We start from the raw sequence: 25014 nt of genomic DNA on the forward strand, positions 1-25014 counted from the left end.
TGCTGCAGAGCGCAGGCATGGGCCTCTTTGCGGGTGAATGGTGCGGGTCAGTGGTCGTTGGCCGCGTCCAAGAACGCCGTGCCTTCGGTCAGCGGCGCAAAGCGGTAGGACGCGGGCGTGCGGCTGAGTTTGACCGGGGCGCCCAGGCCGGTGTAGTCGCCCATCTTCACAACCATCTCGCGGTGGGCGGTATGCGGGGCTTGCAAGGCCTGCTCCACATTCAGCACCGGCGCGGCGGGCACGCCAATGGCCATCAGGTCTTCGGCCAGTTGCACGCCGTCATGCGCGGCAAAGGCCTGCTCGAGCAGCGGCTTGAGCACATCGCGGTTCACCGAGCGCTGGCCGGCCGTGGCAAAGCGCGTGTCATCGGCCAGGGCCTCCTGCCCCAGGTGCTGGCACATCAGGCGGAACTGGCGGTCATTGCCCACGGCCAGAAAGATCGGCGCCTTGCCGGTGTTCACCACATCGTAGGGGTAGATGTTGGGATGGGCATTGCCGGAGCGGCCGGGGATCTTGCCGTTCATGAACCAGTTGGCCGCATGCGGGTGCAAGAGCGAGATGCCCGCGTCGTACAGCGAGGCATCGACCAGCTGGCCCAGGCCGCTGCGGCCGCGCTCATGCAGCGCCAGCAGCACACCAATGACGGCATTGAGGCCGGTGACCATGTCGACCACCGGCAGGCCCACACGCAGCGGGTCGCGGTCGGCCTCGCCATTGATGCTCATCAGCCCGGCCATGGCCTGGATGGCCGCGTCGTAGCCCGGCAGGCTGCCCAGCGGGCCATCGGCACCAAAGCCGGTGACGCGGCACCAGACCAGGTGCGGAAACTCCTGCTGCATCTGCTCGTAGCCAATGCCCCATTTCTCCATCGTGCCGGTCTTGAAGTTCTCGACCACCACATCGGCCTGCGCCATCAAAGCGCGCACCTGGGCCTGGCCTTCAGCGCTGGCCAGGTCCATGAACTGCACGCGCTTGTTGCGGTTCAGACCCAGGTAGTACGAGGCGACGCCATCGCGGAACGGCGGGCCCCAGCTGCGCGTATCGTCACCTTGCGGCGGCTCGACCTTGAGCACATCGGCGCCATGGTCGCCCAGGATCTGGCCGCACAGCGGCCCGCCCAGAATGCGCGAGAGATCGAGCACCTTGATGCCCTGCAAAGCGCCTGCTTGGGCCGCCTGTGTTGTTGTCATGGTCCGTTTTCCGTTTTCCGTTGGATCAGTCCAGCGTCACACCCGACTGCTGCACCACTGCCTGCCATTTGTCCACTTCGGTGGCGATAAAGCGCCCCAGGTAGGCAGGCGACCGGTCCGGTGATGCCTCCAGGCCCTGCGCGGCAAAGGCCTTTTTCACACTGTCCGAATCCAGCGCCTTGGAGAAGGCTTGGTTGAGCACCTGCACGCGCTCGGGCGGCGTGCCCTTGGGGGCGACGACACCGAAGAAAACACCCACGTCATACCCGGCCATGCCCTGCTCGGCCACGGTGGGAATGTCAGGCAAGGCGCTGGAGCGGCGCGCGGTGGCCACGCCCAGCGGCTTGACCTTGCCAGCCTTGATATAGGGCATGGCCGTGAGGATATCCGTAAAGCTCATGTCGACCTGTCCCGCCAGCAAATCATTGAGCGCCGGGCCCGTGCCCTTGTAGGGAATGTGCTGCAGCTTGGTGCCGGCCAGGTTGTTGAACATGACCCCGGCCAGGTGCGACGAAGCGCCATTGCCCGATGACGCGAAATTGAGCTTGCCGGGATGGGCCTTGTCCAGCGCGATCAGGCCCTGCACGTTGTCGGCCGGCAGGCTGGCCTTCACCACCAGGATATTGGGCAGGTAGCCCACATAGATGACGGGCGCGTAGCTGGTGCGCGGGTCGTAGCTGATGGACTTGTAGAGGCTCTTGTTGATCGCCAGCGGGCCCGAGGTGCCGAACATGATGGTGTAGCCATCGGGCTTGGCACGCGCCACATACTCGGCGCCGATATTGCCGCCCGCGCCCGCGCGGTTCTCCACCACCACGCTCTGGCCCAGCTCGCGCGTCAGCTCCGTCGCCAGAATGCGCGCCATCGCATCGGTGGGGCCGCCGGGTGGGAAGGGCACGGTGAACATGATCGGGCGGTCGGGGAATTTGTCAGCGGCTTGCGCCGAGGCCATACCCACGCCACCCACGCCACCCAGCCCGGCCAGACAAGCGAGGGCGAGCGCCGCCGCGTTCAAGGAAAATTTTTGCATGTTTGTCTCCATGTATTGAGGGGTGCAGGTCTGCTGCCTGCGTGTTGATGGGGCTGTCGCTGCCGGTCTGCGGATCTGCGAATCTGCGAATCAGGCCAGCCAATCTTGCGGAATGGCGTCGCTGGCGAGCGGATCGCGCGGCAGCACGCGGTGCAGCAGCACCAGCTGCGACAGACGCAGGCGCTCGGCTGAGTCGATCTGGCCGGCTTCCCAGGCCATCGCAATGGCGGTGGTGCAGTTGTACAGACCGGTAGCAGCCTGGCGGGCCAGCACCGCGCCGCCGTCTTGCGCGGCACGCTCGGCCAGCGCGCTGGCGCGGGCCAGTGCGGCATCCAAGGCCTGGCGGTAGCCTGCGCTGATGCGACAGTCCGCCAGCAGGCCTTGCAGATAGGCCTGCAGCACCGGCAGCGAGCCTTCGCGCTGAATGGCGCGCACGACATCGAGCGCAACGATATTGCTGGTGCCTTCCCAGATGGAACCCAGGTGGGCATCACGCACCAGGCGCGGGTCGGTCCATTCCTCGATATAGCCACAGCCGCCGCGCACTTCCATCGCATCACCGGTTACCTTGCGCGCATCGCGGCAGGCGCGGAACTTGATCATCGGCGTCAGGATGCGCAGCAGCGCATAGGCCTCCTTGTCGCCTGCGTCCGAGCGCATCAGGGTCTGCGCGGTCTGGAACACCATCGACCGCGCCTGCTCGGCGGGCACGCGCAGCTTGTCCAGCTGGCGCTGCATCAGCGGCATGTCCTGCAGGCGCTTGCCAAAGGCCACGCGCTCGCTGGCGACAAACTCGGCCTCGGCGACCGCGCGGCGCATCATGCCGGCCGAGCGCACACCGTTGGACAGGCGTGAGTTGTTGACCATATCGGCCATCTGCACAAAGCCCCGGCCCTGCTCGCCGATCAGGTAGGCCGTGGCGCCTTCCATGCGGATCTCGCCGCTGGCCATCGACTTGGTGCCCAGCTTGTCCTTCAAGCGGATGATGCGGTAGTGGTTCTGGCTGCCATCGTCCAGCTTGCGGGGCAGCAAAAAGAGCGAGATGCCCTTCATGCCAGCGGGCGCGCCTTCGACACGGGCCAGCACCATTGCAAACTCGGCATCGGGGTTGGAGCAGAACCACTTGTCGCCCGTCACCCGCCAGCTACCATCGGCCTGCGGCTGGGCCAGGGTCTGGGTGTTGGAGATGTCGGAGCCGGCCGCCTGCTCGGTCATGAACATGGCGCCCTGGGCCTGGCTGTCCCAGTCCAGCGACAGCAGCTGCGGCAGGTACTTGGCGACCAGTTCTGGCGCGCCGAACTTCTTCAAGGTGCGGGTCAGCGAATCGGTCATCGACAAGGGGCAGCACAGGCCAAACTCGGACTGCACAAACAGATAGGTCAGCGCATATTTGACGATGGGCGGCATCTTGCCCTGCCAGCCCAGCATGTCGTCGCGGTGCGAGATCGCCTGCAGGCCGAACTCGCCATAGGCAATGCGTTCGAGCTCTTCATAGGCCGGGTGCTTGATGATGCGCTGGCGGTCTTCACCGGCGCGGCTGCGGTGCTCCAGGGTGGGCGGGTTCTTGTCGGCAATGCTGGCCAGCTCGTCGATGCGGCCGCCGGCCAGCTCACCCATGCGCTGCAGATAGGGCTGCAGATGGGCCAGCAGATCGGCGGGCAGGTAGAGCTGCAAGAGCTGCTGCAAAGCCGGGTCGGTGCTGTAGAAATTGCTGCCGTGGCGATCGGGCACGGGGTGGGCATGGGCTTGTGCCACCTGCGCCATGGCGCTGCGCTGGGATGGGTCCGGTGCGGACATGCGGGTCTCCTGATGGCGGGGCTGGCAGCGAGGTGCTCCGGGAGGGACTGCGCTGCCGGCCCGCGTAGTTACGCGTGTTTTGTGCGTGGGTTCGCGCTCGGGTCGCGGGGTTTTGCGCCATTTCAGCAGCCGCGGCTATTCGCGTCAAATATTATTAAAATCTTTATCGATACGTATTAAATATAGATAGGAGTGCCCCATGGAGCTGCGGCTGCTGAACTACTTTGCGACGCTGGCCGAAGAGCTGCACTTCAGCCGGGCGGCCCAGCGCCTGTCCATCTCGCAGCCGCCGCTGTCGGTCGCCATCCGCCAGCTGGAGGAAGAAATCGGCGCCGCGCTGTTTGAGCGCAGCAGCAAGGGCGTGCGCCTGACCGCAGCTGGCGCCCACCTGCTGCCACGCGCACGCCAGCTGTTGGCGCTGGCCGGGCAGGCGGCGCAGGAGACGCGGGATGTGGGCCAGGGCGTGCGCGGCCATCTGCGCCTGGGTTTTGTCGGCTCAGCGCTGTACCGGGGGGTGCCCCAGGCGCTGGCCCATTTTCAGAACGCGCATCCGCAGGTGCGCATCGACATGCGCGAGCTCAACAGCGCCGAGCAGCTGCTGGGCCTGCAGCAGGCCGAGCTGGACATGGGCCTGGTGCATTCGGTGATGCTGCCCGAAGGCCTGCGCAGCCAACTGCTGATGCAGGAGCCCTTTGTGGCCTGCCTGCCGCGCCAGCATGCGCTGGCCGGCCATGCGGTGCTGGATTTGGCGCAGCTCAAGCATGAGCGCCTGGTGCTGTTCTCCAGCGCCGTCTCTCCGCTCTACCACCAGCGCATCTACCAGATGTGCATGGCCCATGGCTTTGCGCCCGAGGTGCGGCATGAGGTGCGGCACTGGCTGTCGGTGCTGTCGCTCGTGTCGCTGGGCCAGGGCTCGGCCATTGTGCCGGCCGCGCTGCAGCGCGTGGGCATGCCCGATGTGGTGTTCATCCCGCTCTTGGGCGAGCAGCCGCAGTCCGAGCTGCTGGCGGTCTGGCGCAGCCAGCCGGACAATCCGCTGGTGCACAAGCTGCTGCTCAGCCTGCAATCAGCCGTGCAGGCGGTAGCGCAAGGCGCTTGATCAAGCCGTGTGGCCGCTCAGCACGGTGCGCAGCAGCAAATCATCGAGCGGCGCAAAGTCCACGCTCGGTGTCTGCGGCGCGGGGGCGGCTTCCAGCTGCGCCAAGGTCGTCTCGATAAAGGCATTGAGCACCGGCATCGCGGCACCATGCTCGGACTCCTTGGCCGCGCGCTTGACCACCAGCAGCGCCGCAATCGCGTCAAGCACCGCCGGGTCAACGACGGTGCCATCGACCAGATCCTGAAAGCGCATTGGCGCCACGCCCCGGCCCTCGGCCACCCACAGGCAGGCCAGCAGCGGGCGCAGCACATAGAGGTATTTCTTGAGCCGCACCGTCTCACCCTGCAGGTACTCGCGGTAGTTTTTGCGCGCCATGTGCAGGTAGTGGTAGTGCGTGCGCTCGGGCAGGTGCACGCGCTCGATGGCGGCGCGCATGTCGGCCACAAACAGCGGATCGGCCTGGTAGACCACGGGAGAATCAAACCATTCGATCAAGGTGGCATTGCCCTTTTTGAGCAGGCCCAGCGCCTTGCGCAGCTCCCAGCCGTTGACATCGAAGACATCGGAGATAGGCAGCTCGATCACATCGCGCTGCTCGCTCACGCTCAGGTACCAGGGCAGGCGCGGTGCATAGATGAAGCGCACATCGTAGTCACTGTCGGGCGATGCAAAACCCCAGCCCCGGCTGCCGGACTCGCAGGCAAACAGAATGCGCACCTGGTGCTCGATCTCGATCTGCGCCAGCTTGGCCTCGATGTCGGCGCGCACTGCCGGGTCGATGGGGTGCACTTGCGCTTGCCAGGCTTCGGATGGGTTCATGCTCGCTCCCTTCAAAACCTCTGATCTTGCCAGAACTATCGCGGCCCATCCCCTGCCCGCCTCCGCGCTGGCGGCATAGGCAATGCGAATGCATCTGCTTACAGCCCGCATCCAGAGCGGTGCTACATGGGCATTTGGCTGCTTTCGCAACCAAGCGCACGCAGACACGCGATACTGCAGGCTTCGCAAACTCACCCGAGAACAAGAACATGCAAGGCCATCCCGACGTCGTCGACTACCTCAAGGACCTGCTGCGTGGCGAATTGGCCGCACGCGACCAGTACTTTGCCCACTCGCGCATTTACGAAGACCAGGGCTTTAGCAAGCTGTTCACCCGCCTGGACCATGAGATGCAGGAAGAGACCCAGCATGCCGACGCACTGCTGCGCCGCATCCTGATGCTGGGCGGCCGCCCCGACATGCGCCCCAAGGAATTCACGCCCGGCGCGACCGTGCCCGAGATGCTGCAAAAGGACCTGGACACCGAATACGAAGTGCGCGCCGGCCTGCGCCAGGGCATGGAACTGTGCGAGAAGCACAGCGACTATGTGAGCCGCGACATTCTGCTGGCCCAGTTGCGCGATACCGAAGAAGACCATGCCTACTGGCTGGAAAAGCAGCTCAGCCTGATCAACATGATGGGCCTGCCCAACTACCTGCAAAGCCAGACCTGAAGCTAAACAGCGCCCATGCAAAAGGCCGCCAGATTTGATTCTGGCGGCCTTTTGTTTGGTGACAATCCCGTCAGCCCCTCGGCCCAACGGATCTACCGGTCAGGGCGCAGCAGTCGCTGCCGCCGGCATGCGCATCGAGCGCACCAGCGCGGCCAGCACCACGCCATAGGCGGGCACAAACAGCAGCAGGCTCACCGCCAGCTTGATGACATAGTCCACCAGTGCAATCTCCACCCAGTTGGCGGCCATGAAGGGGTCGGCACTGCGCCAGAAGGCGATGGAGAAAAAAGCGGCGGTATCGAGCGCCTGGCCAAACACCGAGGCGGCAGCGGGTGCCATCCACCAGGCATGGCTCTTTTGGCGAATGCGGTCAAACACCTGGATGTCGAGCAGCTGGCCCAGCACATAGGCGGCAAAGCTGGCCAGCGCAATGCGGAAGACAAAACTGTTGAAGGTCTGCAGCGCCTCCCAGCCGTTGAACCGCCCTTCATGGAAGATGACGCCAACGATATAGGACACCAGCAGCGCTGGCAGCATGGCCCGGGTGATGACGCGGCGCGCCTCGGCCTTGCCAATGAGACGCACGGTCAGGTCGGTGGCCAGGAAGATAAAGGGAAAGCTGAAAGCCCCCCAGGTGCTGTGAAAACCCAACAGCGAGATGGGCAGCTGCACCAGGTAGTTGCTGGCAATGACGATGGCGATATGAAAGGCCACCAGCAAGGAGAGATAGAAAGGCACGCGCGAGACAGGGGTCTGCACGGCATGAGCGGAGTTCATGACATTCCTTTTTGGTCAATGGGGGCGAGGGAACCCATGGCTACGAAAAGTGGCCCAAGAACAATGCGGCGTTCCCAGGCACAAGGGGCCCGTATTGTATACGCGCTGCGCAAACCCGGGTGGCCGCTGGGCCCAAGGCCGGCCCACCCGCGTGGCCAGCGCGGCGCAGCCGATGCACACATCCAACGACTGCCGCAATAAAAAACTGTACAAATAAACAGTTAGCAGAGATACTAGACACTGTTTATTTAAACAGTCACCCTAATCTATGGAAGTCTCTACCCCGATCGCCATCAGCCTGCAGGATTGCCACGGCATTGATCCCGCCCTCAAGCACCGCGCAGAAGCGCGCTTTGCCAGAGAGATCGGCAAGTTTTTCCCCGATGAACAAGACATGCTCGAAGCGCTGAGCGCCTTTACCGATGCCGCCGAAGGCGGTGAAATCTCTGCCCAGCAGGAAGTGCTGGCACGCGCCTGGCTCAAGGCTTTTGACAAGGCGCGGCAGGCGGGCTTTCAGGGGATTGGCGTGGAAGAGGCGTATTTCGACGTGCGCCTAGGCTAGGCGACACGCCCTGGCGGCCTGGGCAGCCTGGCTTCATAGGCTGCCCAAGGCTTCAGGTTGGTCAGTCCCACAAAGGCGGGCGTTTGGCGCTTAGGCGCCCTGCCCGCTGCGCTCTATCAGCGCGCGCAGCTCAGTGATTCGCGCCAGCTGGGCTCGCTCACCATGCGCTTTTGCGACTGCAAGGTGTCGCGGCAGAGGTTTTCCAGGGTGCCTCGGTTGCCCGGGTCATTCCAGTCCCAGGGGCTGGTGCCGGCAAAGGCCAGCGCCTGCTGCGCGCGCGGGCTTTGGCTGCGCACATCCTGCTCGATGCCCTGGTGCGCGGCCAGAAAATCGGCGCTGCTCTGGGCAATGTCTTCGGGCAGCAAGAAGCCCGCGCTTTCGCAGCGTTGCACCTGGTACCAGTTGTCCAGCGCATACATCACCGCGCCGTCGCAAGGCGTCGCCTGCGCAGTTGTCACCTCGGCAGAGGCTGCGCTGTCCGTGGCGCCACTCTGCACCTGCGCCAGGCTGGCACTGGCCATCACACCAGGCACCAGCAGCGCCACCACATATTTCCACATCTTCATCGGACTCATTTCTCCAGTCGGGCATTTCAAAACTTGGGCGCGCAAACCTGGCGCAGCCAGGCGCGCGAGCGCACAGGCGCCAGCCTGCGGCCAGCGAACATTGTGCATACCTCCGTTTTTTCTGCACAGGGCAGCACGCATAACCTGGATACATGGCATAAAAAAACCCGCCGAAGCGGGTTGCAAGGGCAGAGGCTGCAAACCCCTGCACGCAGGCCAAAAGGCTTAGATCTTCTCGGCAACCTCGGCGTATTCCGAGATTTCGTTGAAGTTCATGTAGCGGTAGACGGAGGCCTTGTCGGCATCGATCACGCCCATTTCCTTGAGGTACTCTTCCTTGGTGGGCAGCTTGCCCAGGCGCGATGCGATCGCGGCCAGCTCGGCCGAGCCCAGGAACACATTGGTGTTCTTGCCCAGACGGTTGGGGAAGTTGCGGGTCGAGGTCGAGATGACCGTCGCGCCCTCGCGCACCTGGGCCTGGTTGCCCATGCACAGCGAGCAGCCGGGCATTTCGGTGCGGGCGCCGGCGGTACCAAAGGCGGCGTAATGGCCTTCCTTGATCAGCTCGCTCTGGTCCATCTTGGTGGGAGGTGCCACCCACAGTTTGACGGGGATGTCACGCTGGCCGCCCAGCAGCTTGGCTGCAGCGCGGAAGTGGCCGATGTTGGTCATGCACGAGCCGATGAAGGCTTCATCGATCTTGGTGCCGGCCACGTCGGACAGGAACTTGGCGTCGTCCGGGTCGTTGGGGCAGCAGACGATAGGCTCCTTGATGTCGGCCAGGTCGATCTCGATGATGTGCGCGTATTCGGCGTCCTTGTCGGCTTCGAGCAGATCGGGCTTGGCCAGCCAGGCTTCGACCTTCTCGATACGGCGCTGCAAGGTCTTGGCATCGGCATAACCGTCGGCGATCATGTTCTTCATCAGAACCACGTTCGAGGTCAGGTATTCCTTGATCGGCTCAGGGTTGAGCTTGATCGTGCAGCCAGCGGCAGAGCGCTCGGCGGACGCGTCGGACAGCTCGAACGCTTGCTCGACCTTCAGGTCTGGCAGGCCTTCGATCTCCAGGATGCGGCCGGAGAACTCGTTGATCTTGCCGGCCTTGGCGACGGTCAGCAGACCGGCCTTGATCGCGTACAGCGGAATCGCGTGCACCAGATCGCGCAGGGTCACGCCCGGCTGCATTTCGCCCTTGAAGCGCACCAGCACCGATTCAGGCATGTCCAGCGGCATCACGCCAGTGGCAGCACCGAAGGCCACCAGGCCCGAGCCTGCAGGGAAGGAGATGCCGATAGGGAAACGGGTGTGCGAGTCACCGCCGGTGCCCACGGTGTCAGGCAGCAGCAGGCGGTTGAGCCAGCTGTGGATCACGCCATCACCAGGACGCAGGGCCACGCCACCACGGTTGCTGATGAAGTTGGGCAGTTCGCGGTGGGTCTTGACGTCCACTGGCTTGGGGTAGGCGGCCGTGTGGCAGAAGGACTGCATCACCATGTCGGCGGAGAAGCCCAGGCAAGCGAGGTCCTTGAGCTCATCGCGGGTCATCGGGCCCGTGGTGTCTTGCGAGCCCACGGTGGTCATGCGCGGTTCGCAGTAGGTACCGGGGCGCACGCCCTGGCCTTCTGGCAGACCGACAGCGCGGCCAACCATCTTTTGCGCCAAGGTGAAGCCGGCCTTGGATTCGGCAGGCGCCTGGGGCAGACGGAACACGGTCGATGCGGGCAGACCCAGCGCTTCGCGGGCCTTGGCGGTCAGCGAGCGGCCAATGATCAGGTTGATACGGCCGCCGGCGCGCACTTCGTCAAACAGCACATCGCTCTTGAGCTGGAACTCGGCAACGGTCTCACCGTTCTTGAGGATCTTGCCGTCGTAGGGCAGCACGTCGATCACGTCGCCCATCTCCAGCTTGGAGACGTCCACTTCAATCGGCAGCGAGCCCGAGTCTTCCTGGGTGTTGAAGAAGATCGGAGCGATCTTGCCGCCCAAGGTCACACCACCAAAGCGCTTGTTGGGCACAAAGGGAATGTCCTGGCCGGTGGCCCAGACGATGGAGTTGGTTGCCGACTTGCGCGAAGAGCCGGTGCCGACCACGTCGCCGACGTAGGCCACCAGGTGGCCCTTTTTCTTCAGGTCGTCGATGAACTGCATCGGGCCGCGCTTGCCGTCTTCTTCGGGCTTGAAGGCCGCGTCAGGACGCGTGTTCTTCAGCATGGCCAGGTAGTGCAGAGGGATGTCGGGACGGCTCCAGGCGTCTGGTGCGGGCGACAGGTCGTCGGTGTTGGTCTCACCGGGCACCTTGAACACGGTGACGGTGATCTTCTTGTCGACTTCGGGGCGCGAGGTGAACCACTCGGCGTCGGCCCAGCTTTGCACCACTTCCTTGGCCTTGGCATTGCCGGCCTTGGCCTTGTCGGCGACGTCATTGAAGAAGTCGAACATCAACAGCGTCTTCTTGAGCGCATCGGCAGCCACGGCGGCCACGTCTGCGTCATCGAGCAGCTCGATCAGCGGATGAACGTTGTAACCACCTACCATGGTGCCCAGCAGCTCGGTGGCCTTGGCCTTGGAGATCAGCGCCACTTTCAGGTCGCCATGTGCCACGGCAGCCAGGAAGGAAGCCTTGACCTTGGCGGCATCGTCCACGCCTGGCGGCACGCGGTGGGTCAGCAGATCGAGCAGAAATGCTTCTTCACCGGCAGGCGGGTTCTTGATCAGCTCGATCAAGTCAGCGACCTGCTTGGCATCCAGCGGCAGTGGGGGGATGCCCAGAGCGGCACGCTCAGTCACATGGTCGCGGTAGGCTTTCAACATACGTTCTCCGGTTCTCTATTTCAATGGTGGGGCGCTCGCAAGGCGTGGGGCAGCCGCGCCGCTGTTCTTATCAGCGGCCGTTGCCTTCAAACAGTGCGGCAGGTGGGTTTTTCTTGATGGCTTCGGCAACCTGGTTTTGCTCAGGGCTCATGCATTCGTCGGCCAGGCGCTGACCGAGCTTGCGGTTGATCAGCATCGACTTGTTGGCCACTTGCAGCCACATGGCGCCAGCGTGCTGGTCTTCCAGGCGGATGGTGCCGGTGGAGGTGGCCACCGGGGCCATGTGGTACTTGAAGCCCTTGCCTTCAACGAAGAAGTAGCCGGGGTTGACCGAATCCTTGGCGATATTGATCGAGGCACCCAGCTCGCAGCTGATGCGGCCTTGGTAGACCTGCTCGGCAATCGCCAGCTCGGCGGGGGTCAGGGTCTGCTGGGCAGGAATGGACGCGGCCGCAGCGGCTGCGCCGGCACCAGCGGCAACCGCTGCGCCCTTCTTGGCGGTGGATGCACGCTTGGCAGGGGCCTTTTTGGCCGGTGCCTTCTTGGCGGCGGTGGTTTTGGCCGCTGCGGCCTTGGCAGCAGGCTTGGCCGCCGTCTTGTCTTGCGCCTGCACACTGCCCATGGCCAGAGTCAGCGCAGGAACCAAGACCAACAAAGAAATCACGCGATTTTTCATAACAACTCCCGCGACACAACGCAAGAAACAGGAAAAGGGCTGGACCCGGATGGTTACAGCCACTCCCGCACTGTACCCGGCAACGGGCAACCCGTCTGCGCGGCACGCTCCAAAATTTGCCAAAAGTAACGATAACTTGCACGGTCATGCAAGACCCCGTCGACGCTGATCGGCGCCCATTGCGCGTCGGCCGCTGCCCGCACGATACGGGCCGCTTCATCGACCTGGCTCTGCGTGGGCGCGAAGGCCTGCAAGATGGGGCGGATCTGCGCGGGGTGGATGCTCCACATGCGGGTGTAGCCCAGCTCGCCATAGGCGCGGCGGGCTGCCTGCTCCATCGCATCGGGGTTCTTGAACTCGGTCACCACGCAGTGCGACGGCACTTTCCCGTAAGCATGGCAGGCAGCGGCAATCTCCAGCTTGGCGCGCAGCACCAGCGGGTGCGTGAACTGGCCTTGCACGCCCATGGCGCTGGAGGGGATCGCGCCCCCATGGGCAGAGACAAAATCCATCAGGCCAAAGCTGATGCTTTGCACGCGGGGGTGGGCCGCAATCTCGAAAGCGCGGTGCACGGCCTGGGGCGACTCGATCAGCGCATGCAGCGGCACCGGGGTGCTGGTGGCCGCCTGCAGCAAGCGGTCAACCTTATCGATGTCATCGACCGACTCGACCTTGGGCACCATGATGTGGCAGAGCTGCTCGCCCGCCTCGCCAGCGATGGTGGCGATGTCTTCGGCCAGCGCGGCGTGGTCGGCCGCATGCACGCGGGCAGCGACCCGGGCGCCGGGCGCGGCGTTCTTGGCGAGCGATGCGACCAGCTGGGCATGGGCCTTTTCCTGGCCGACGGCCGCGCCGTCTTCGCAGTCCAGGGTCACATCGAACACGCAGCGGCCGAACTCTTGCATCATCTGTGCCTGCAAGGCCAGGCTTTTGCGCATGCGGTCTTCCACGCCACTGTAGTGGTCGCAGACCGGCAGTGCCAGGGCCCCAGACTGGGCGCCCAGCAGTACCTGTGCGGGATGGATGGCGGAGACACTCATGGCTACTAATCGTCAGATGGGGCGGCGGGCCACCAAAAACAAGCGGGGGAAGGCCAGCAGGCGCCGGCCATCGCTGCGCAGGCCGTAGGCGGCATCGATGCGGCGGGTGTATTCGGCCACAAAGCTGGTTTGCAGCTCGGCACGCAGAGGCTGGAGAAAGGGCCTGAGACCCGTGCCACGAACCCATTGGACAATCGCCTCCGCACTGTCCATTGGGTGCTGGTACGCCGTACGCCAGGCATCCACCTGCGCACCACGGGCCAACACATCGTAGTAATCATTCAAGGCGAGCAAATCCGTGCGCAAGGCATGCGGATCGCCGATTTCTGCAGCCCAGGGCTGCAGCGCTGCCACCTCGCGCATCAGGCGGTGGGTGGGCTCATCGCGGTTGTCCGGCATCTGCACGGCCAGTACGCCACCGGGCGCCAACATGCCCATCAAGCGGGGCAGCAACTGCGCGTGGTCTGGCACCCATTGCAGGGCCGCATTGGCAAAAATCAGGTTGGGCAAACGCCCGTTGTGCGGTGGAGCCTGCCATTGGGCGATGTCGCCCTGCTCAAAATGCACCTGCGCAAGACGCTGGCGCGCAGCGGCCAGCATGTCTTGCGACTGGTCGATACCCAGCACCCGTGCCTGCACGAAGCGCTGGGCCAGCAGCTCGGTGGAATTGCCCGGCCCGCAACCCAGATCCACCACATAGGCGGTATCGCTGGGCAGGGCCACGCGCGCCAGCAGTTCGGCGGCCGGGCGCGTGCGCTCGTCCTCGAACCGGCTGTAGAGCTGGGCATTCCATGCAAGCATGCGGGTCGGCCTTGGATTACAGCAGGTGCTTGACGCCGTCTTGCTCGCCTTGCAGCTCAGCCAGGGTCTTGTCGATGCATTCTTGCGAGAACGCGTCGATCTCCAGACCTTCGACGATCTTGTATTCGCCGTTTTCGGTGGTCACTGGGAAGCCGAAGATGATGCCCGCTGGGATGCCGTATTCGCCGTTCGAAGGCACGCCCATGGTCACCCATTCGCCAGCCGAGCCCAGGGCCCAGTCACGCATGTGGTCGATGGCGGCGTTGGCAGCCGATGCAGCCGACGACAGGCCGCGTGCAGCAATGATGGCGGCGCCACGCTTGCCCACGGTTGGCAGGAACACGTCCTTGTTCCAGGTCTGGTCGTTGATTGCGTCCTTGACCGACTTGCCGTCCACGGTCGCGAAGCGGTAGTCAGCGTACATGGTGGGCGAGTGGTTGCCCCAGACGGTCAGCTTGCGGATGTCGCCGACCTTGAAGCCAGCCTTGGCAGCCAGTTGCGAGGCAGCGCGGTTGTGGTCCAGACGCAGCATGGCGGTGAAGTTCTTCGCTGGCAGGTCGGGAGCCGACTTCATCGCGATGTAGGCATTGGTGTTGGCAGGGTTGCCGACCACCAGCACCTTGACGTTGCGCGAAGCGACAGCGTTCAGGGCCTTGCCTTGGGCGGTGAAGATCTGGGCATTGGCAGCCAGCAGGTCAGCACGCTCCATGCCTGGGCCGCGAGGACGGGCACCCACGAGCAGTGCGTAGTCGGTGTCCTTGAAGGCTTGCAGCGGGTCGCTGTGGGCTTCGATACTGGCCACCAGAGGGAAAGCGCAGTCTTCCAGCTCCATGATCACGCCCTTGAGCGCGTTCTGTGCCTTCTCGTCAGGAATTTCCAGCAGTTGCAGGATGACAGGCTGGTCCTTGCCCAGCATTTCGCCCGAAGCGATGCGGAACAACAGGGCATAACCGATTTGACCAGCGGCACCGGTAACGGCGACACGTACGGGCTTCTTGCTCATGGGAAAACTCCAGAAAATAGAAATGAGGTGTCCAAGCAGGCCAGCATCGGAGAGGGTGTCAAACGACTGGAATCAGCGATCGGGATTCCCCGATGGCAGGTCTGTAAACAGCGCATAAGTGTACTCTTGAACAGATCACTCAGTCAATTTGTCTTATGTCTTATATAAGATATGATTGACCCCTGATGCGCTATACAATGCGCGCTGTAAATTTGAACCGTTGGATGTCACATCCACTGTGACACCCGAGAGATTGAATCTCTCCCAAGACAAGCGCATGACATCTTCCACCCCCAATGCAAACGACACCGGAATCACGTCCGCTGGCGACAGCGTGGGTGGTGCGACCCCGGCATTCAGCCCCCTCTACCAACAAATCAAGGGCCTGATCCTGCAAAGCCTGGAGGCTGGCGCCTGGAAACCGGGCGAGATGATCCCCAGCGAGATGGAGCTGGCCGCCCGCTACCGCGTCAGCCAGGGCACCGTGCGCAAGGCCATCGACGAGCTGGCTGCCGACAACCTGCTGCTGCGCCGCCAGGGCAAGGGCACCTTTGTCGCCACCCATGCCGAGCGCAATGTGCAGTACCGCTTCTTGCGTCTCCTTCCGGACAGCGGTGACCGCAACGAAGAAGGTCCGGCGCAGCGCAACATCATCTCCTGCCGCAGCATCAAGGGCGCCAGCGAGATCTGCAAGCTGCTGCAGGTGCCCACGGGCGAGTCGCTGATCCATGTGCGCCGCGTGCTGGTGTTTGCCGGCATTCCCACGATTGTCGAAGACATCTGGCTGCCCAGCAGCAGCTTCAAGGGCCTGACGGCCGAGCAGATGCGCGACTACCCCGGCGCCACCTACGCAATGTTCGAGGTGGAGTACGGCGTGCGCATGGTGCGCGCCCAGGAAAAACTGCGCGCCGTGCTGCCCGATGCGGCACAGGCCCAATTGCTCGATATCGACGGCCAGACCCCCCTGCTGAGCGTCGAGCGCGTCGCTTACACCTATAACGATGTTCCCATGGAATTACGACGAGGTCTTTATCGGACGGACACCCACCATTACAGCAATACCCTGAGCTAATGCACCGGTCAAGTCTGAGTAGTCACCACGGGGTTAAAGAGAAACCCTTAGACCTGCGCGCTGCATTGCAATAAAATTTTGCAGGTTTGAGCCTAGCGATTACATAGCAGTTACATCCACGAAAGATTTCACACCATGACAGATACCACGAAGAAGCGGCCTGAGTTTCGCAATATCAACATGCTGACGGACCTGCCGGGCTACCGTTTCCCGGTGGCAGCCATCCTGTCGATCCTGCACCGCGCCAGCGGCCTGGTGATGTTCTTCCTGCTGCCCTTTGTGGTCTGGCTGCTCGACACCTCGATCTCCTCCGAATTCTCCTACGCCCGCTTCACGGCCGCCTTCAACACCGGCGCCGGCATCTTTGCGGGCTGGTTCATCAAGCTGGCCGTGCTGGCGCTCATCTGGGCCTACCTGCACCACTTCTGCGCTGGCCTGCGCCACATCTGGATGGATGTCTCGCACAAGTCGGTCAACAAAGAATTCGGCAAGAGCTCGGCCATCGTCTGCTTTGCCATCAGCCTGGCGCTGACCGCCATCCTGGGTGCCAAGCTGTTTGGCCTGTACTGATCGCCCGCGACTGCATTTACTGATAAATAAGAAAGGATTCCCCATGTCCGTCAATTACGGCTCCAAACGCGTCGTGACCGGTGCGCACTACGGTTTGCGCGACTGGCTGGCCCAGCGCATCACCGGCTTGCTGATGGCCTTGTTCACCGTGGCCCTGCTGGTCCAGGTGCTGATGATCAAGGGCCCTATCGGCTACGAGCAGTGGGCAGGCATCTTCTCCCACCAGTGGATGAAGTTCATCACCGTGGGCACCCTGGTGGCCTTGGCCTACCACGCCTGGGTGGGCATGCGTGAAATCCTCATGGACTACGTCCAGCCCGTCGGCCTGCGCCTGGTGCTGCAGATTTTTGTGCTGGTCTGGCTGGTGGGCTGCCTCGGCTGGGGCCTGCAGGTTCTGTGGCGTCTGTGATACCCGCGATTGAAAGAGAACAATGAGCTATACAAAAGAGAACATCACCAAGCGCAAGTTTGATGTCGTCATCATCGGCGCAGGCGGCTCCGGTCTGCGCGCTGCGCTGGAACTGTCCAAGGCTGGCCTGTCCGTGGCTGCCTTGTCCAAGGTTTTCCCCACCCGCTCGCACACCGTGGCAGCGCAAGGTGGCGTGTCCGCCTCGCTGGGCAACATGTCGCCCGACAACTGGGAATGGCACTTCTACGACACCATCAAGGGCTCGGACTGGCTCGGTGACCAGGATGCGATCGAGTTCATGTGCCGCGAAGCACCCAAGGTGGTGTACGAGCTGGAACACTTCGGCATGCCTTTCGACCGCAACCCCGATGGCACGATCTACCAGCGCCCCTTCGGCGGCCACACCGCCAACCATGGCGAAAAACCCGTGCAACGCGCTTGCGCAGCGGCTGACCGTACCGGCCACGCGATGCTGCACACGCTCTACCAGCAAAACGTCAAGTCCAAGACCAACTTCTTCGTCGAGTGGATGGCCCTCGACCTGATCCGTGACGAATCCGGTGATGTGATCGGCGTGACCGCCATCGAGCTGGAAACCGGCGACCTGTACGAGCTGCACGCCAAGGCCGTGCTGCTGGCCACCGGCGGCGCAGGCCGCATTTTCCAGGCATCGACCAATGCCTTCATCAACACCGGCGACGGCCTGGGTATGGCTGCACGTGCAGGCATTCCGCTGCAGGACATGGAGTTCTGGCAGTTCCACCCCACCGGCGTGGCCGGCGCGGGCGTGCTGCTGACCGAAGGCTGCCGCGGTGAAGGCGCTATCCTGCGCAACAGCGATGGCGAGCGTTTCATGGAGCGCTATGCGCCGACCCTGAAGGATCTGGCGCCACGCGACTTCGTGTCGCGCTCGATGGACCAGGAAATCAAGGAAGGCCGTGGCTGCGGTCCGAACAAGGACTACATCCTGCTGGACATGACCCACCTGGGTGCAGAAACCATTCGCAAGCGCCTGCCTTCGGTGGAAGAAATCGGCCACAACTTCGCCAACGTGGACATCACCAAGGAACCGATTCCCGTGGTGCCCACCATCCACTACCAGATGGGCGGCATCCCCACCAACATCAACGGCCAGGTCGTTGTCTGGGATGGTGAAGAGAACAAGGTCGTCAACGGTCTCTACGCAGTGGGCGAATGCTCATGCGTGTCGGTGCACGGCGCCAACCGCCTGGGCACGAACTCGCTGCTGGACCTGCTGGTCTTTGGCAAGTCGGCCGGCAAGCACATCGTCAACTACGTCAATGGCTACGGCGAATTCAAGCCCATGCCCGACAACGCCTCGGACTTCTCGCTGTCGCGTCTGAACAAGCTCGACGAGTCGACCAGCGGCGAGTACGCACAAGACGTGGCCAACGACATCCGCGCCTGCATGCAGCTGCACGCCGGTGTGTTCCGCACGCAAAAGAGCATGGACGAAGGCGTCCAGAAGATCGCCGACATCCGCGCCCGCGTCGGTGGCGTGACCCTGAAGGACAAGTCCAAGGTCTGGAACACCGCCCGCATGGAAGCGCTGGAAGTGGCCAACCTGATCGAAGTGGCACAGGCCACGATGGTCTCGGCCGCCGCCCGCAAGGAATGCCGTGGCGCCCACACCGTGGATGACTACGAGCACCCCGCTGATGATCCCAAGTACCCACTGGGCCGCAATGACATCGACTGGCTCAAGCACACCCTGTGGTACAGCGCTGCCAACAGCCTGGAGTACAAGCCAGTGCAACTCAAGCCGCTGACCGTGCCGTCGGTACCGCCCAAGGTCCGTACCTTCTAAATCCACGCAGCCCACGAAAGAACATCCCAAAATGAAGCGTACTTTCAAAATCTATCGCTACGATCCCGATAAAGATGCCAAGCCGTACATGCAAACCGTGGAGGTGGAGCTCGACGGTCATGAGCGCATGCTGCTGGACGCCCTGGTCAAGCTCAAGGAACTCGATCCATCGATCTCGTTCCGCCGCTCCTGCCGCGAAGGCGTGTGCGGTTCGGACGCGATGAACATCAACGGCAAGAACGGCCTGGCGTGCCTGACGAACATGAACACCCTCAAGGGTGACATCGTCTTGAAGCCCCTGCCCGGTCTGCCCGTGATCCGCGACCTGATCGTGGACATGACCCAGTTCTTCAAGCAGTACCACTCGATCAAGCCCTACCTGATGGCTGACAGCTTTGTCGCCAACGAGAAGGAGCGCCTGCAGTCCCCCGAAGAGCGCGAAGAGCTCAACGGCCTGTACGAGTGCATTCTGTGCGCCAGCTGCTCGACCAGCTGCCCCTCTTTCTGGTGGAACCCCGACAAGTTCGTGGGCCCCGCCGGTTTGCTGCAGGCCTACCGCTTCATCGCCGACAGCCGCGATGACCACACCGGTGAGCGCCTGGACAACCTGGAAGACCCCTACCGTCTGTTCCGTTGCCACACCATCATGAACTGCGTGGATGTGTGCCCCAAGCACCTCAACCCCACGAAGGCGATTGGCAAGATCAAGGAACTGATGGTTCGCCGTGCGGTGTAAGAACCAGATTGAGCAATGATGGAAAACGAACTGCTGGATGAACGTGCGCGCGATCTGCTGCGCTGGCGTAGTCGCCGAGGCCTGGTGGAGAACGACATCTTCGTCGAGCAGTTCTTCCGCACATACGGAGCAAGCCTGAATGTCCGCCAGGCGCAAGGGCTGACCACTTTGATGAACCTGTCGGACAACGACCTGCTGGACTTGATGCTCAGGCGCAAGGAACCAACAGGCGACCTCGACACGCCAGATGTTCATGAAGTGCTGGAGATGCTGCGCAGCCGAAAACCACGTGCATCTCTTGCGGACTAACTCGAGAAGGAACCAGTTTTATGAAACTAGCAGACAACAAAGCCACGCTATCGTTTAGCAACGGCGCAGCAAGCGTAGACCTTCCGGTTTACCAGGGCTCGATCGGCCCGGATGTCATCGACATCCGCAAGCTGTACGCGCAGACCGGCATGTTCACGTACGACCCCGGTTTCCTCTCGACGGCTGCCTGCCAGTCGGCCATCACCTATATCGATGGTGACAAGGGCGAGCTGCTGTACCGCGGCTACCCGATCGAGCAGCTGGCCAAGAACTGCAACTACCTCGAAACCTGCTACCTGCTGCTGTACGGCGAGCTGCCCAATGCAACGCAGAAGGCCGAGTTCGAAGACACGGTGACCAAGCACACCATGGTCAACGAGCAGATGCAGTTCTTCCTGCGTGGTTTCCGCCGCGATGCGCACCCCATGGCCGTTCTGACGGGCCTGGTGGGCGGCATGTCGGCCTTCTACCACGACAGCACCGACATCACCAACCCCGAGCACCGCAACATTGCGGCGATCCGCTTGATCGCCAAGCTGCCGACCCTGGTGGCCATGGCTTACAAGTACGGCACGGGCCAGCCCTACATGTACCCGAAGAACGACCTGTCCTACGCAGGCAACTTCCTGCGCATGATGTTCGGCAACCCTTGCGAAGAGTATGTGGTGAACCCGGTGGTGGAGCGCGCGCTCGACCGCATCTTCATCCTGCACGCAGACCACGAGCAAAACGCGTCGACCTCGACCGTGCGCCTGTGCGGCTCCTCGGGCACGAACCCGTTTGCAGCCATCTCCGCTGGTGTGGCATGCCTTTGGGGCCCTGCCCACGGCGGCGCCAACGAAGCCTGTCTGAACATGCTGGAAAACATCCAGGCCAACGGCGGCATCGCCAAGGTCGGTGAGTTCATGGAGCAGGTCAAGGACAAGTCCAGCGGCGTCAAGCTGATGGGCTTTGGCCACCGCGTCTACAAGAACTACGACCCACGCGCCAAGCTGATGCAGGAAACCTGCAACGAGATCCTGGCCGAACTGGGCCTGGAAAACGATCCGCTGTTCGCCCTGGCCAAGCAAGTCGAGAAGATCGCTCTGGAAGACGACTACTTCGTCTCGCGCAAGCTGTACCCGAACGTGGACTTCTACTCGGGCATCGTGCAACGCGCCATCGGCATCCCTGTGAAGCTGTTCACCGGCATCTTCGCACTGGCCCGCACCGTCGGCTGGATCGCCCAGCTCAACGAGCAAATGGCCGATCCCGAGTACAAGATTGGCCGTCCACGCCAGCTGTACACCGGCTCGGTGGCCCGCGACGTGCAGCCTATCGGCAAGCGCTGATCGCAGCGGCCAGGCACTGCCTGCGCCAGCACTGCTCCCCAAAAACCCGCTTCGGCGGGTTTTTTTATGGTTTTGTCATATTAATCACTTGTTAAGCTTGCCTGCCGACCATGGCGGGATGAATTTCTTTGCCCGGTTTATCACCCCCACAGGCAAGGCCGTCACGCGCCGCGGCGCTGCCGCCCAGCCTGCAGCCACCGCACCCTCCCCATCCGACGGCCATCTGCCCTTCAGCGCCGATCTGGCCACCAGCACCTCGCAGCCGCCCGCGCGGCCCGTGTGGCTGTGGAGCCTGGTTGTCAGCCTCTGGCTGGCCAGTGTGGGCAATCTGGCCTTGTGGAAGACGATCTCGCAGGCAGACGGGCTGAGCAGCACGCAGCAGTGGGTCCTGGGGCTGAGCCTGGGTCTGGCCATTGCCTGCGCCTGCTGGGCGCTGTTGACCCTGATCAGCTGGGGCCGGGCCGCCAAGCCGGTGATGATCGCGCTGTGCTGGGTCGCCGCCTTTGCCGCCTGCTTCATGCTGAACTACGGCATCGCCATTGATGCCTCAATGCTCACCAATGTGCTGCAGACCGATGTGAAGGAAGCGGCCGACCTGCTGCACTGGAGCCTGGTGGTTACCGTGGGCGCCATCGCGATTCCCCCGACCTGGTGGATCTGGCGCCAGACCCTGGCCCAGCGCCCAGGCTGGCGCCCGGTGCTCAAGCAGCTGGGCATGGTGCTGCTGGCCGTGCTGGTCATGGTGGTCGTCGTGATGGCGGGTTTTCGCCCCATCTCGTCGGCCATGCGCAACCACACCAGCCTGCGCTACATGATGAACCCGCTGTCCACCGTCTATGCCGCTGGCAACCTGGTGGCCCAGCAAATCCAGCACCGCGACACCACGCTCTACCCGATTGGCGAAGATGCCAAGCTGGGGGCCAGCTATGCCGGCCAGACCAGCTTCCCGATCTATGCGCTGGTCGTCGGCGAGACCGGCCGCGCCGGCAATTTTGGCACCAATGGCTATGGGCGCCCCACGACGCCTTTGCTGTCCGCCCGCCAGGACCTGGCCGTGGCCACCAATGCCTGGTCCTGCGGCACCAGCACCGCCGTGTCGGTGCCCTGCATGTTCTCCCACCTGGGGCGCAGCAGCCAGGACAGCGGTAAATCCTATGAAAACCTGCTCGATGTGCTGCAGCGCGCTGGCCTGGCCGTCCTCTGGGTCGAAAACCAATCGGGCTGCAAGGGCGTTTGCGCCCGCGTGCACAACGCCAACACCGAGACCGACCTGCCCGCTGCGGCCCGCAAGGCGCTGTGCCAGGACGGCGAATGCGTGGACATGGCCTTGCTCGAAGGCCTCGATGAGCGCATCAATGCGCTGCCCGCCGAGCAGCGCGCCAAAGGCGTGGTCGTCGTGCTGCACCAGATGGGCAGCCATGGCCCGGCCTATTTCAAGCGCTCGCTGGGCCAGGACAAGCGCTTCAGCCCCGAGTGCAACAACGTCAATCTGCAGGCCTGCGACCGCGCCTCGCTGATCAACGCCTATGACAACAGCGTCGTCGCCACCGACCGCATGCTCGGCGGCCTGATCGACTGGCTGGCCAGCAAGGGCCAGCGCCAGCCCACGGCCATGATGTATGTGGCCGACCATGGCGAGTCGCTGGGCGAGAACAATATCTACCTGCACGGCCTACCCTATTCCGTCGCCCCCGATGTGCAAAAGCATGTGCCCTGGATCACCTGGCTCTCGCCCGCCATGCAGCAACGCATGGGCATGAGCACCAGCTGCCTGCAGCAGGCCGTGGGCACGGCCCGCATCAGCCATGACAACCTGTTCCACTCGATGCTGGGCCTGACCGATGTGCAGACCGCGCTGCACCAGGCCGATCTGGATATTTTTGCCAGCTGCAAGGGCCGCTCTGCGCCACCTGCCACTTTGGCGCAGCTGGCGTCTGCTTCTGTGCCGGCAAGCGTTGCAGCGCAGCCGCCGACCACGGTCGCTGCTGCACGCAAGCGCGGCTAAAACAGGTTTCCCTGCCCAGGGTGCGGCGCCTGCGCGGCGCCTCCCTGGCGCACGGCCTGCTGCACCTGTTGCGCGCGCCAGGCCTCAAAACCGCGCCAGTCCATCTCCTGCCGCTCGCGCCCATAGCCCAGCTGCGCGCAGGCCCGCACAAAGCGCTGGCGCACCAGGTCCGCCCACAGGCCCTGGCCCTTCATGCGGCTGAAGGACTGGCTGTCATAGCTCTTGCCGCGCAGCCGGTCGGCCTCGCTGATCTGGTGCAGGTCGCGCACCCGCTGCATCACCCGGGCGGCGCGCTGTGGGTAATGGGCCTGCAGCCACTGCTGGAACACGCCATTGAGTTCCCAGGGCAGGCGCAGCACGGTGTAGAAGGCGGTGGTGGCGCCGGCCTCGCGCGCGGCTGCCAGCACCTCTTCCATGTCTTCGGTCAAAAACGGAATATGCGGCGCCACGCTCACCCCGACCGGAATGCCGGCCTCCGTCAGCCGGCGTATCGTGCGCAGCCGCCGGTGCGGCGCCGCAGCCCGGGGCTCGAGCAGGCGGGTCAGCTGTGGGTCCAGACTGGTGATCGTGATGTAGACGGCCGCGGCGTTCTTGCGCGCCGCTGCGGCAATCAGGTCGGTATCGCGCTCCACCGCGCTGCTCTTGGTGATCAGCGAGAACGGGTGCTCGGCCTCGCTGAGCACCTGGATCAACTGCCGCGTCAGGCCCAGTTCCCGCTCAATCGGCTGGTAGCAATCGGTGGCGGAGCCGATATTGAGCGAGGCCGGCTGGTAGCGCGGGCGGCTGATCTCGGCCTTGAGCACCTGGGCAATATTGGTCTTGGCAAACAGCTGGGTTTCAAAATCCAGCCCCGGCGAGAGGTTCAGGTAGCTGTGGTAGGGCCTGGCATAGCAGTAGATGCAGCCATGCTCGCAGCCCCGGTAGGGGTTGACCGAGTGATCAAAGAAGATATCGGGTGAGTCGTTTTTCTGGATCGCGCTGCGTGCCTGCTCCTCGTGCACCTGGGTCGGCAGGCTCTCGGCGTCCTGCTGCCACCAGGCGCCTTCTTCCAGGTTCAGATCTGCATCGCCAGCCACAGGCGCCTCAGCGGCTGCAGGGGTCCAGCCATCGTCAGCCCATTCCCGCACATCGCTGGCAAAACGGTGGCGGGGTACACCGACCGCACCGCGCCCCTTGCGGGCCACCGGCAGCGGCACGCGCACTGGCACAGGCCCATCCAGGTCGTCCGCGCAGCGCTGCAGGGCCTGCGGGTCGTCTAGCGGGGCAGTGTCAACGGTGTGGATGGAGGGATGGCGGGCAGGCATACTAACGGATGATGACTGTTTTTATATACAGTATTTCATGCATTGTCCGCCATCCCGGCAGCCTCTGCAAGCGCCGCGCACACCAGGGCTATTCGCACCGTTTTGGTGCGAAATGGGCCATGGCCTACATTCGGGGATTACATACTCCGGAGGAAGTTTTCATGTCTCGCAAACCCCAACTCATCCTGTCATCCCTGGATGTGGACCGCCTGGAAGCGCTGCTGGAGGCCATGCCGGCCAGTGCCTTCCCCGGCAAGGCGGATCTGGAGGCCGAGATTGCCCGCGCCGATATCGTGGAGCCCAGCGATATTCCGCCGGATGTGGTGACGATGAACTCCACCGTGAACTTTGACATTGCCGAATCGGGCAAGCAGTTCCAGCTGACCTTGGTCTACCCCAAGGACCTGGACGACACGAGCAGCAAGATTTCGGTATTTGCACCCGTGGGCAGTGCGCTGCTGGGCCTGGCGATTGGCGATGAGCTGGCCTGGCCGTCCGTGGGCGGAAAGACCATGACCGTGCGTGTGACCGGCATCAGCTACCAGCCCGAGCGCGCCGGCGATCTGCACCGCTGAGCGGCCAACCGACAAGCGCCGGCAAGGGCC

At 63.4% G+C, this 25014-nt stretch carries 24 protein-coding genes; 12 read left to right on the forward strand and 12 right to left on the reverse strand.

The window, feature by feature from the left end:
- Positions 1 to 47 precede the first annotated feature (47 nt).
- From WH303_RS22390 to WH303_RS22400, 3 genes are all read right to left on the reverse strand, one after another.
- Positions 48 to 1190 carry a CaiB/BaiF CoA transferase family protein gene (locus WH303_RS22390; RefSeq protein ID WP_021026909.1) on the reverse strand — a complete coding sequence of 381 codons (1143 nt, stop codon included), beginning with the start codon at positions 1188 to 1190 and terminating at the stop codon, positions 48 to 50.
- Positions 1191 to 1215: 25 nt separating this feature from the next.
- Entirely contained in the window at positions 1216 to 2220 is a 1005-nt protein-coding gene (locus WH303_RS22395) for a Bug family tripartite tricarboxylate transporter substrate binding protein (protein WP_445228322.1), read from the reverse strand.
- Between the two features lie 90 nt (positions 2221 to 2310).
- Positions 2311 to 4017: an acyl-CoA dehydrogenase family protein gene (locus WH303_RS22400; protein WP_339521162.1), complete on the reverse strand. Its 1707-nt coding sequence runs from the start codon at positions 4015 to 4017 to the stop codon at positions 2311 to 2313.
- A 199-nt stretch (positions 4018 to 4216) separates the two neighbouring features.
- Between WH303_RS22400 and WH303_RS22405 the strand changes: the two genes are divergently transcribed.
- Positions 4217 to 5116: a LysR family transcriptional regulator gene (locus WH303_RS22405; protein ID WP_339521163.1), complete on the forward strand. Its 900-nt coding sequence runs from the start codon at positions 4217 to 4219 to the stop codon at positions 5114 to 5116.
- Here WH303_RS22405 and WH303_RS22410 read toward each other — a convergent pair whose 3' ends face one another.
- On the reverse strand, positions 5117 to 5935 hold the full coding sequence (locus tag WH303_RS22410; protein ID WP_339521164.1) for a nucleotidyltransferase domain-containing protein: 819 nt from the start codon (positions 5933 to 5935) through the stop codon (positions 5117 to 5119).
- A 209-nt stretch (positions 5936 to 6144) separates the two neighbouring features.
- Here WH303_RS22410 and bfr point away from each other — a divergent pair, with 209 nt between their 5' ends.
- Positions 6145 to 6609 carry a bacterioferritin gene (gene bfr / locus WH303_RS22415; protein WP_027010910.1) on the forward strand — a complete coding sequence of 155 codons (465 nt, stop codon included), beginning with the start codon at positions 6145 to 6147 and terminating at the stop codon, positions 6607 to 6609.
- Between the two features lie 99 nt (positions 6610 to 6708).
- Here the strand turns inward: bfr and WH303_RS22420 are convergent, their stop codons facing one another.
- Complete coding sequence (locus tag WH303_RS22420; protein WP_021026915.1) at positions 6709 to 7386, reverse strand: 7-cyano-7-deazaguanine/7-aminomethyl-7-deazaguanine transporter; 678 nt, start codon at positions 7384 to 7386, stop codon at positions 6709 to 6711.
- Between the two features lie 268 nt (positions 7387 to 7654).
- On the opposite strand from WH303_RS22420, the gene WH303_RS22425 reads away from it, so the two are divergent.
- Positions 7655 to 7948: a hypothetical protein gene (locus tag WH303_RS22425; protein ID WP_021026916.1), complete on the forward strand. Its 294-nt coding sequence runs from the start codon at positions 7655 to 7657 to the stop codon at positions 7946 to 7948.
- A 116-nt stretch (positions 7949 to 8064) separates the two neighbouring features.
- Here the strand turns inward: WH303_RS22425 and WH303_RS22430 are convergent, their stop codons facing one another.
- The 6 genes from WH303_RS22430 to WH303_RS22455 all read right to left on the reverse strand — a co-directional run bounded on the left by WH303_RS22430 (position 8065) and on the right by WH303_RS22455 (position 14845).
- The gene (locus tag WH303_RS22430; RefSeq protein WP_339521165.1) at positions 8065 to 8514 is read right to left on the reverse strand and encodes a hypothetical protein; all 450 of its coding nucleotides are present in this window, start codon (positions 8512 to 8514) and stop codon (positions 8065 to 8067) included.
- A 225-nt stretch (positions 8515 to 8739) separates the two neighbouring features.
- The gene (gene acnB, locus WH303_RS22435) at positions 8740 to 11325 is read right to left on the reverse strand and encodes a bifunctional aconitate hydratase 2/2-methylisocitrate dehydratase (RefSeq protein ID WP_339521166.1); all 2586 of its coding nucleotides are present in this window, start codon (positions 11323 to 11325) and stop codon (positions 8740 to 8742) included.
- Between the two features lie 70 nt (positions 11326 to 11395).
- Positions 11396 to 12001 carry a hypothetical protein gene (locus WH303_RS22440; RefSeq protein WP_021026919.1) on the reverse strand — a complete coding sequence of 202 codons (606 nt, stop codon included), beginning with the start codon at positions 11999 to 12001 and terminating at the stop codon, positions 11396 to 11398.
- Between the two features lie 53 nt (positions 12002 to 12054).
- Positions 12055 to 13041, reverse strand: coding sequence for an HpcH/HpaI aldolase/citrate lyase family protein (locus tag WH303_RS22445; RefSeq protein ID WP_021026920.1), 987 nt, complete (start codon positions 13039 to 13041; stop codon positions 12055 to 12057).
- 12 nt (positions 13042 to 13053) lie between these two features.
- The gene (gene tam, locus WH303_RS22450) at positions 13054 to 13842 is read right to left on the reverse strand and encodes a trans-aconitate 2-methyltransferase (protein ID WP_339521167.1); all 789 of its coding nucleotides are present in this window, start codon (positions 13840 to 13842) and stop codon (positions 13054 to 13056) included.
- A gap of 16 nt (positions 13843 to 13858) precedes the next feature.
- Positions 13859 to 14845, reverse strand: coding sequence for a malate dehydrogenase (locus WH303_RS22455; RefSeq protein ID WP_339521168.1), 987 nt, complete (start codon positions 14843 to 14845; stop codon positions 13859 to 13861).
- Positions 14846 to 15122: 277 nt separating this feature from the next.
- On the opposite strand from WH303_RS22455, the gene WH303_RS22460 reads away from it, so the two are divergent.
- From WH303_RS22460 to WH303_RS22495, 8 genes are all read left to right on the forward strand, one after another.
- Positions 15123 to 15917 (forward strand): GntR family transcriptional regulator, encoded by a 795-nt coding sequence (locus WH303_RS22460; RefSeq protein WP_339521169.1) that lies wholly within the window; start codon positions 15123 to 15125, stop codon positions 15915 to 15917.
- A 135-nt stretch (positions 15918 to 16052) separates the two neighbouring features.
- Positions 16053 to 16487 carry a succinate dehydrogenase, cytochrome b556 subunit gene (gene sdhC, locus WH303_RS22465; protein ID WP_021026924.1) on the forward strand — a complete coding sequence of 145 codons (435 nt, stop codon included), beginning with the start codon at positions 16053 to 16055 and terminating at the stop codon, positions 16485 to 16487.
- A gap of 43 nt (positions 16488 to 16530) precedes the next feature.
- Positions 16531 to 16896 (forward strand): succinate dehydrogenase, hydrophobic membrane anchor protein, encoded by a 366-nt coding sequence (gene sdhD, locus WH303_RS22470; RefSeq protein WP_021026925.1) that lies wholly within the window; start codon positions 16531 to 16533, stop codon positions 16894 to 16896.
- 22 nt (positions 16897 to 16918) lie between these two features.
- Positions 16919 to 18724, forward strand: a complete 1806-nt coding sequence (gene sdhA, locus WH303_RS22475) for a succinate dehydrogenase flavoprotein subunit (RefSeq protein ID WP_339521170.1) — start codon at positions 16919 to 16921, stop codon at positions 18722 to 18724.
- Positions 18725 to 18755: 31 nt separating this feature from the next.
- Entirely contained in the window at positions 18756 to 19460 is a 705-nt protein-coding gene (locus WH303_RS22480) for a succinate dehydrogenase iron-sulfur subunit (protein WP_021026927.1), read from the forward strand.
- Between the two features lie 15 nt (positions 19461 to 19475).
- Positions 19476 to 19769: an FAD assembly factor SdhE gene (locus WH303_RS22485; RefSeq protein ID WP_021026928.1), complete on the forward strand. Its 294-nt coding sequence runs from the start codon at positions 19476 to 19478 to the stop codon at positions 19767 to 19769.
- A 20-nt stretch (positions 19770 to 19789) separates the two neighbouring features.
- Positions 19790 to 21100: a citrate synthase gene (locus tag WH303_RS22490; protein WP_021026929.1), complete on the forward strand. Its 1311-nt coding sequence runs from the start codon at positions 19790 to 19792 to the stop codon at positions 21098 to 21100.
- A gap of 118 nt (positions 21101 to 21218) precedes the next feature.
- The gene (locus tag WH303_RS22495) at positions 21219 to 23105 is read left to right on the forward strand and encodes a phosphoethanolamine transferase (RefSeq protein ID WP_339521171.1); all 1887 of its coding nucleotides are present in this window, start codon (positions 21219 to 21221) and stop codon (positions 23103 to 23105) included.
- Here the strand turns inward: WH303_RS22495 and WH303_RS22500 are convergent.
- Positions 23102 to 24295 (reverse strand): PA0069 family radical SAM protein, encoded by a 1194-nt coding sequence (locus tag WH303_RS22500; RefSeq protein ID WP_445228323.1) that lies wholly within the window; start codon positions 24293 to 24295, stop codon positions 23102 to 23104. The genes WH303_RS22495 and WH303_RS22500 overlap by 4 nt on opposite strands.
- Positions 24296 to 24570: 275 nt before the next feature.
- Here WH303_RS22500 and rnk point away from each other — a divergent pair, with 275 nt between their 5' ends.
- Positions 24571 to 24984: a nucleoside diphosphate kinase regulator gene (gene rnk, locus WH303_RS22505; protein ID WP_021026932.1), complete on the forward strand. Its 414-nt coding sequence runs from the start codon at positions 24571 to 24573 to the stop codon at positions 24982 to 24984.
- Positions 24985 to 25014 lie beyond the last annotated feature (30 nt).

The sequence above is a fragment of the Comamonas sp. MYb69 genome (genome assembly GCF_037479315.1).
Taxonomy (GTDB): domain Bacteria; phylum Pseudomonadota; class Gammaproteobacteria; order Burkholderiales; family Burkholderiaceae_C; genus Comamonas.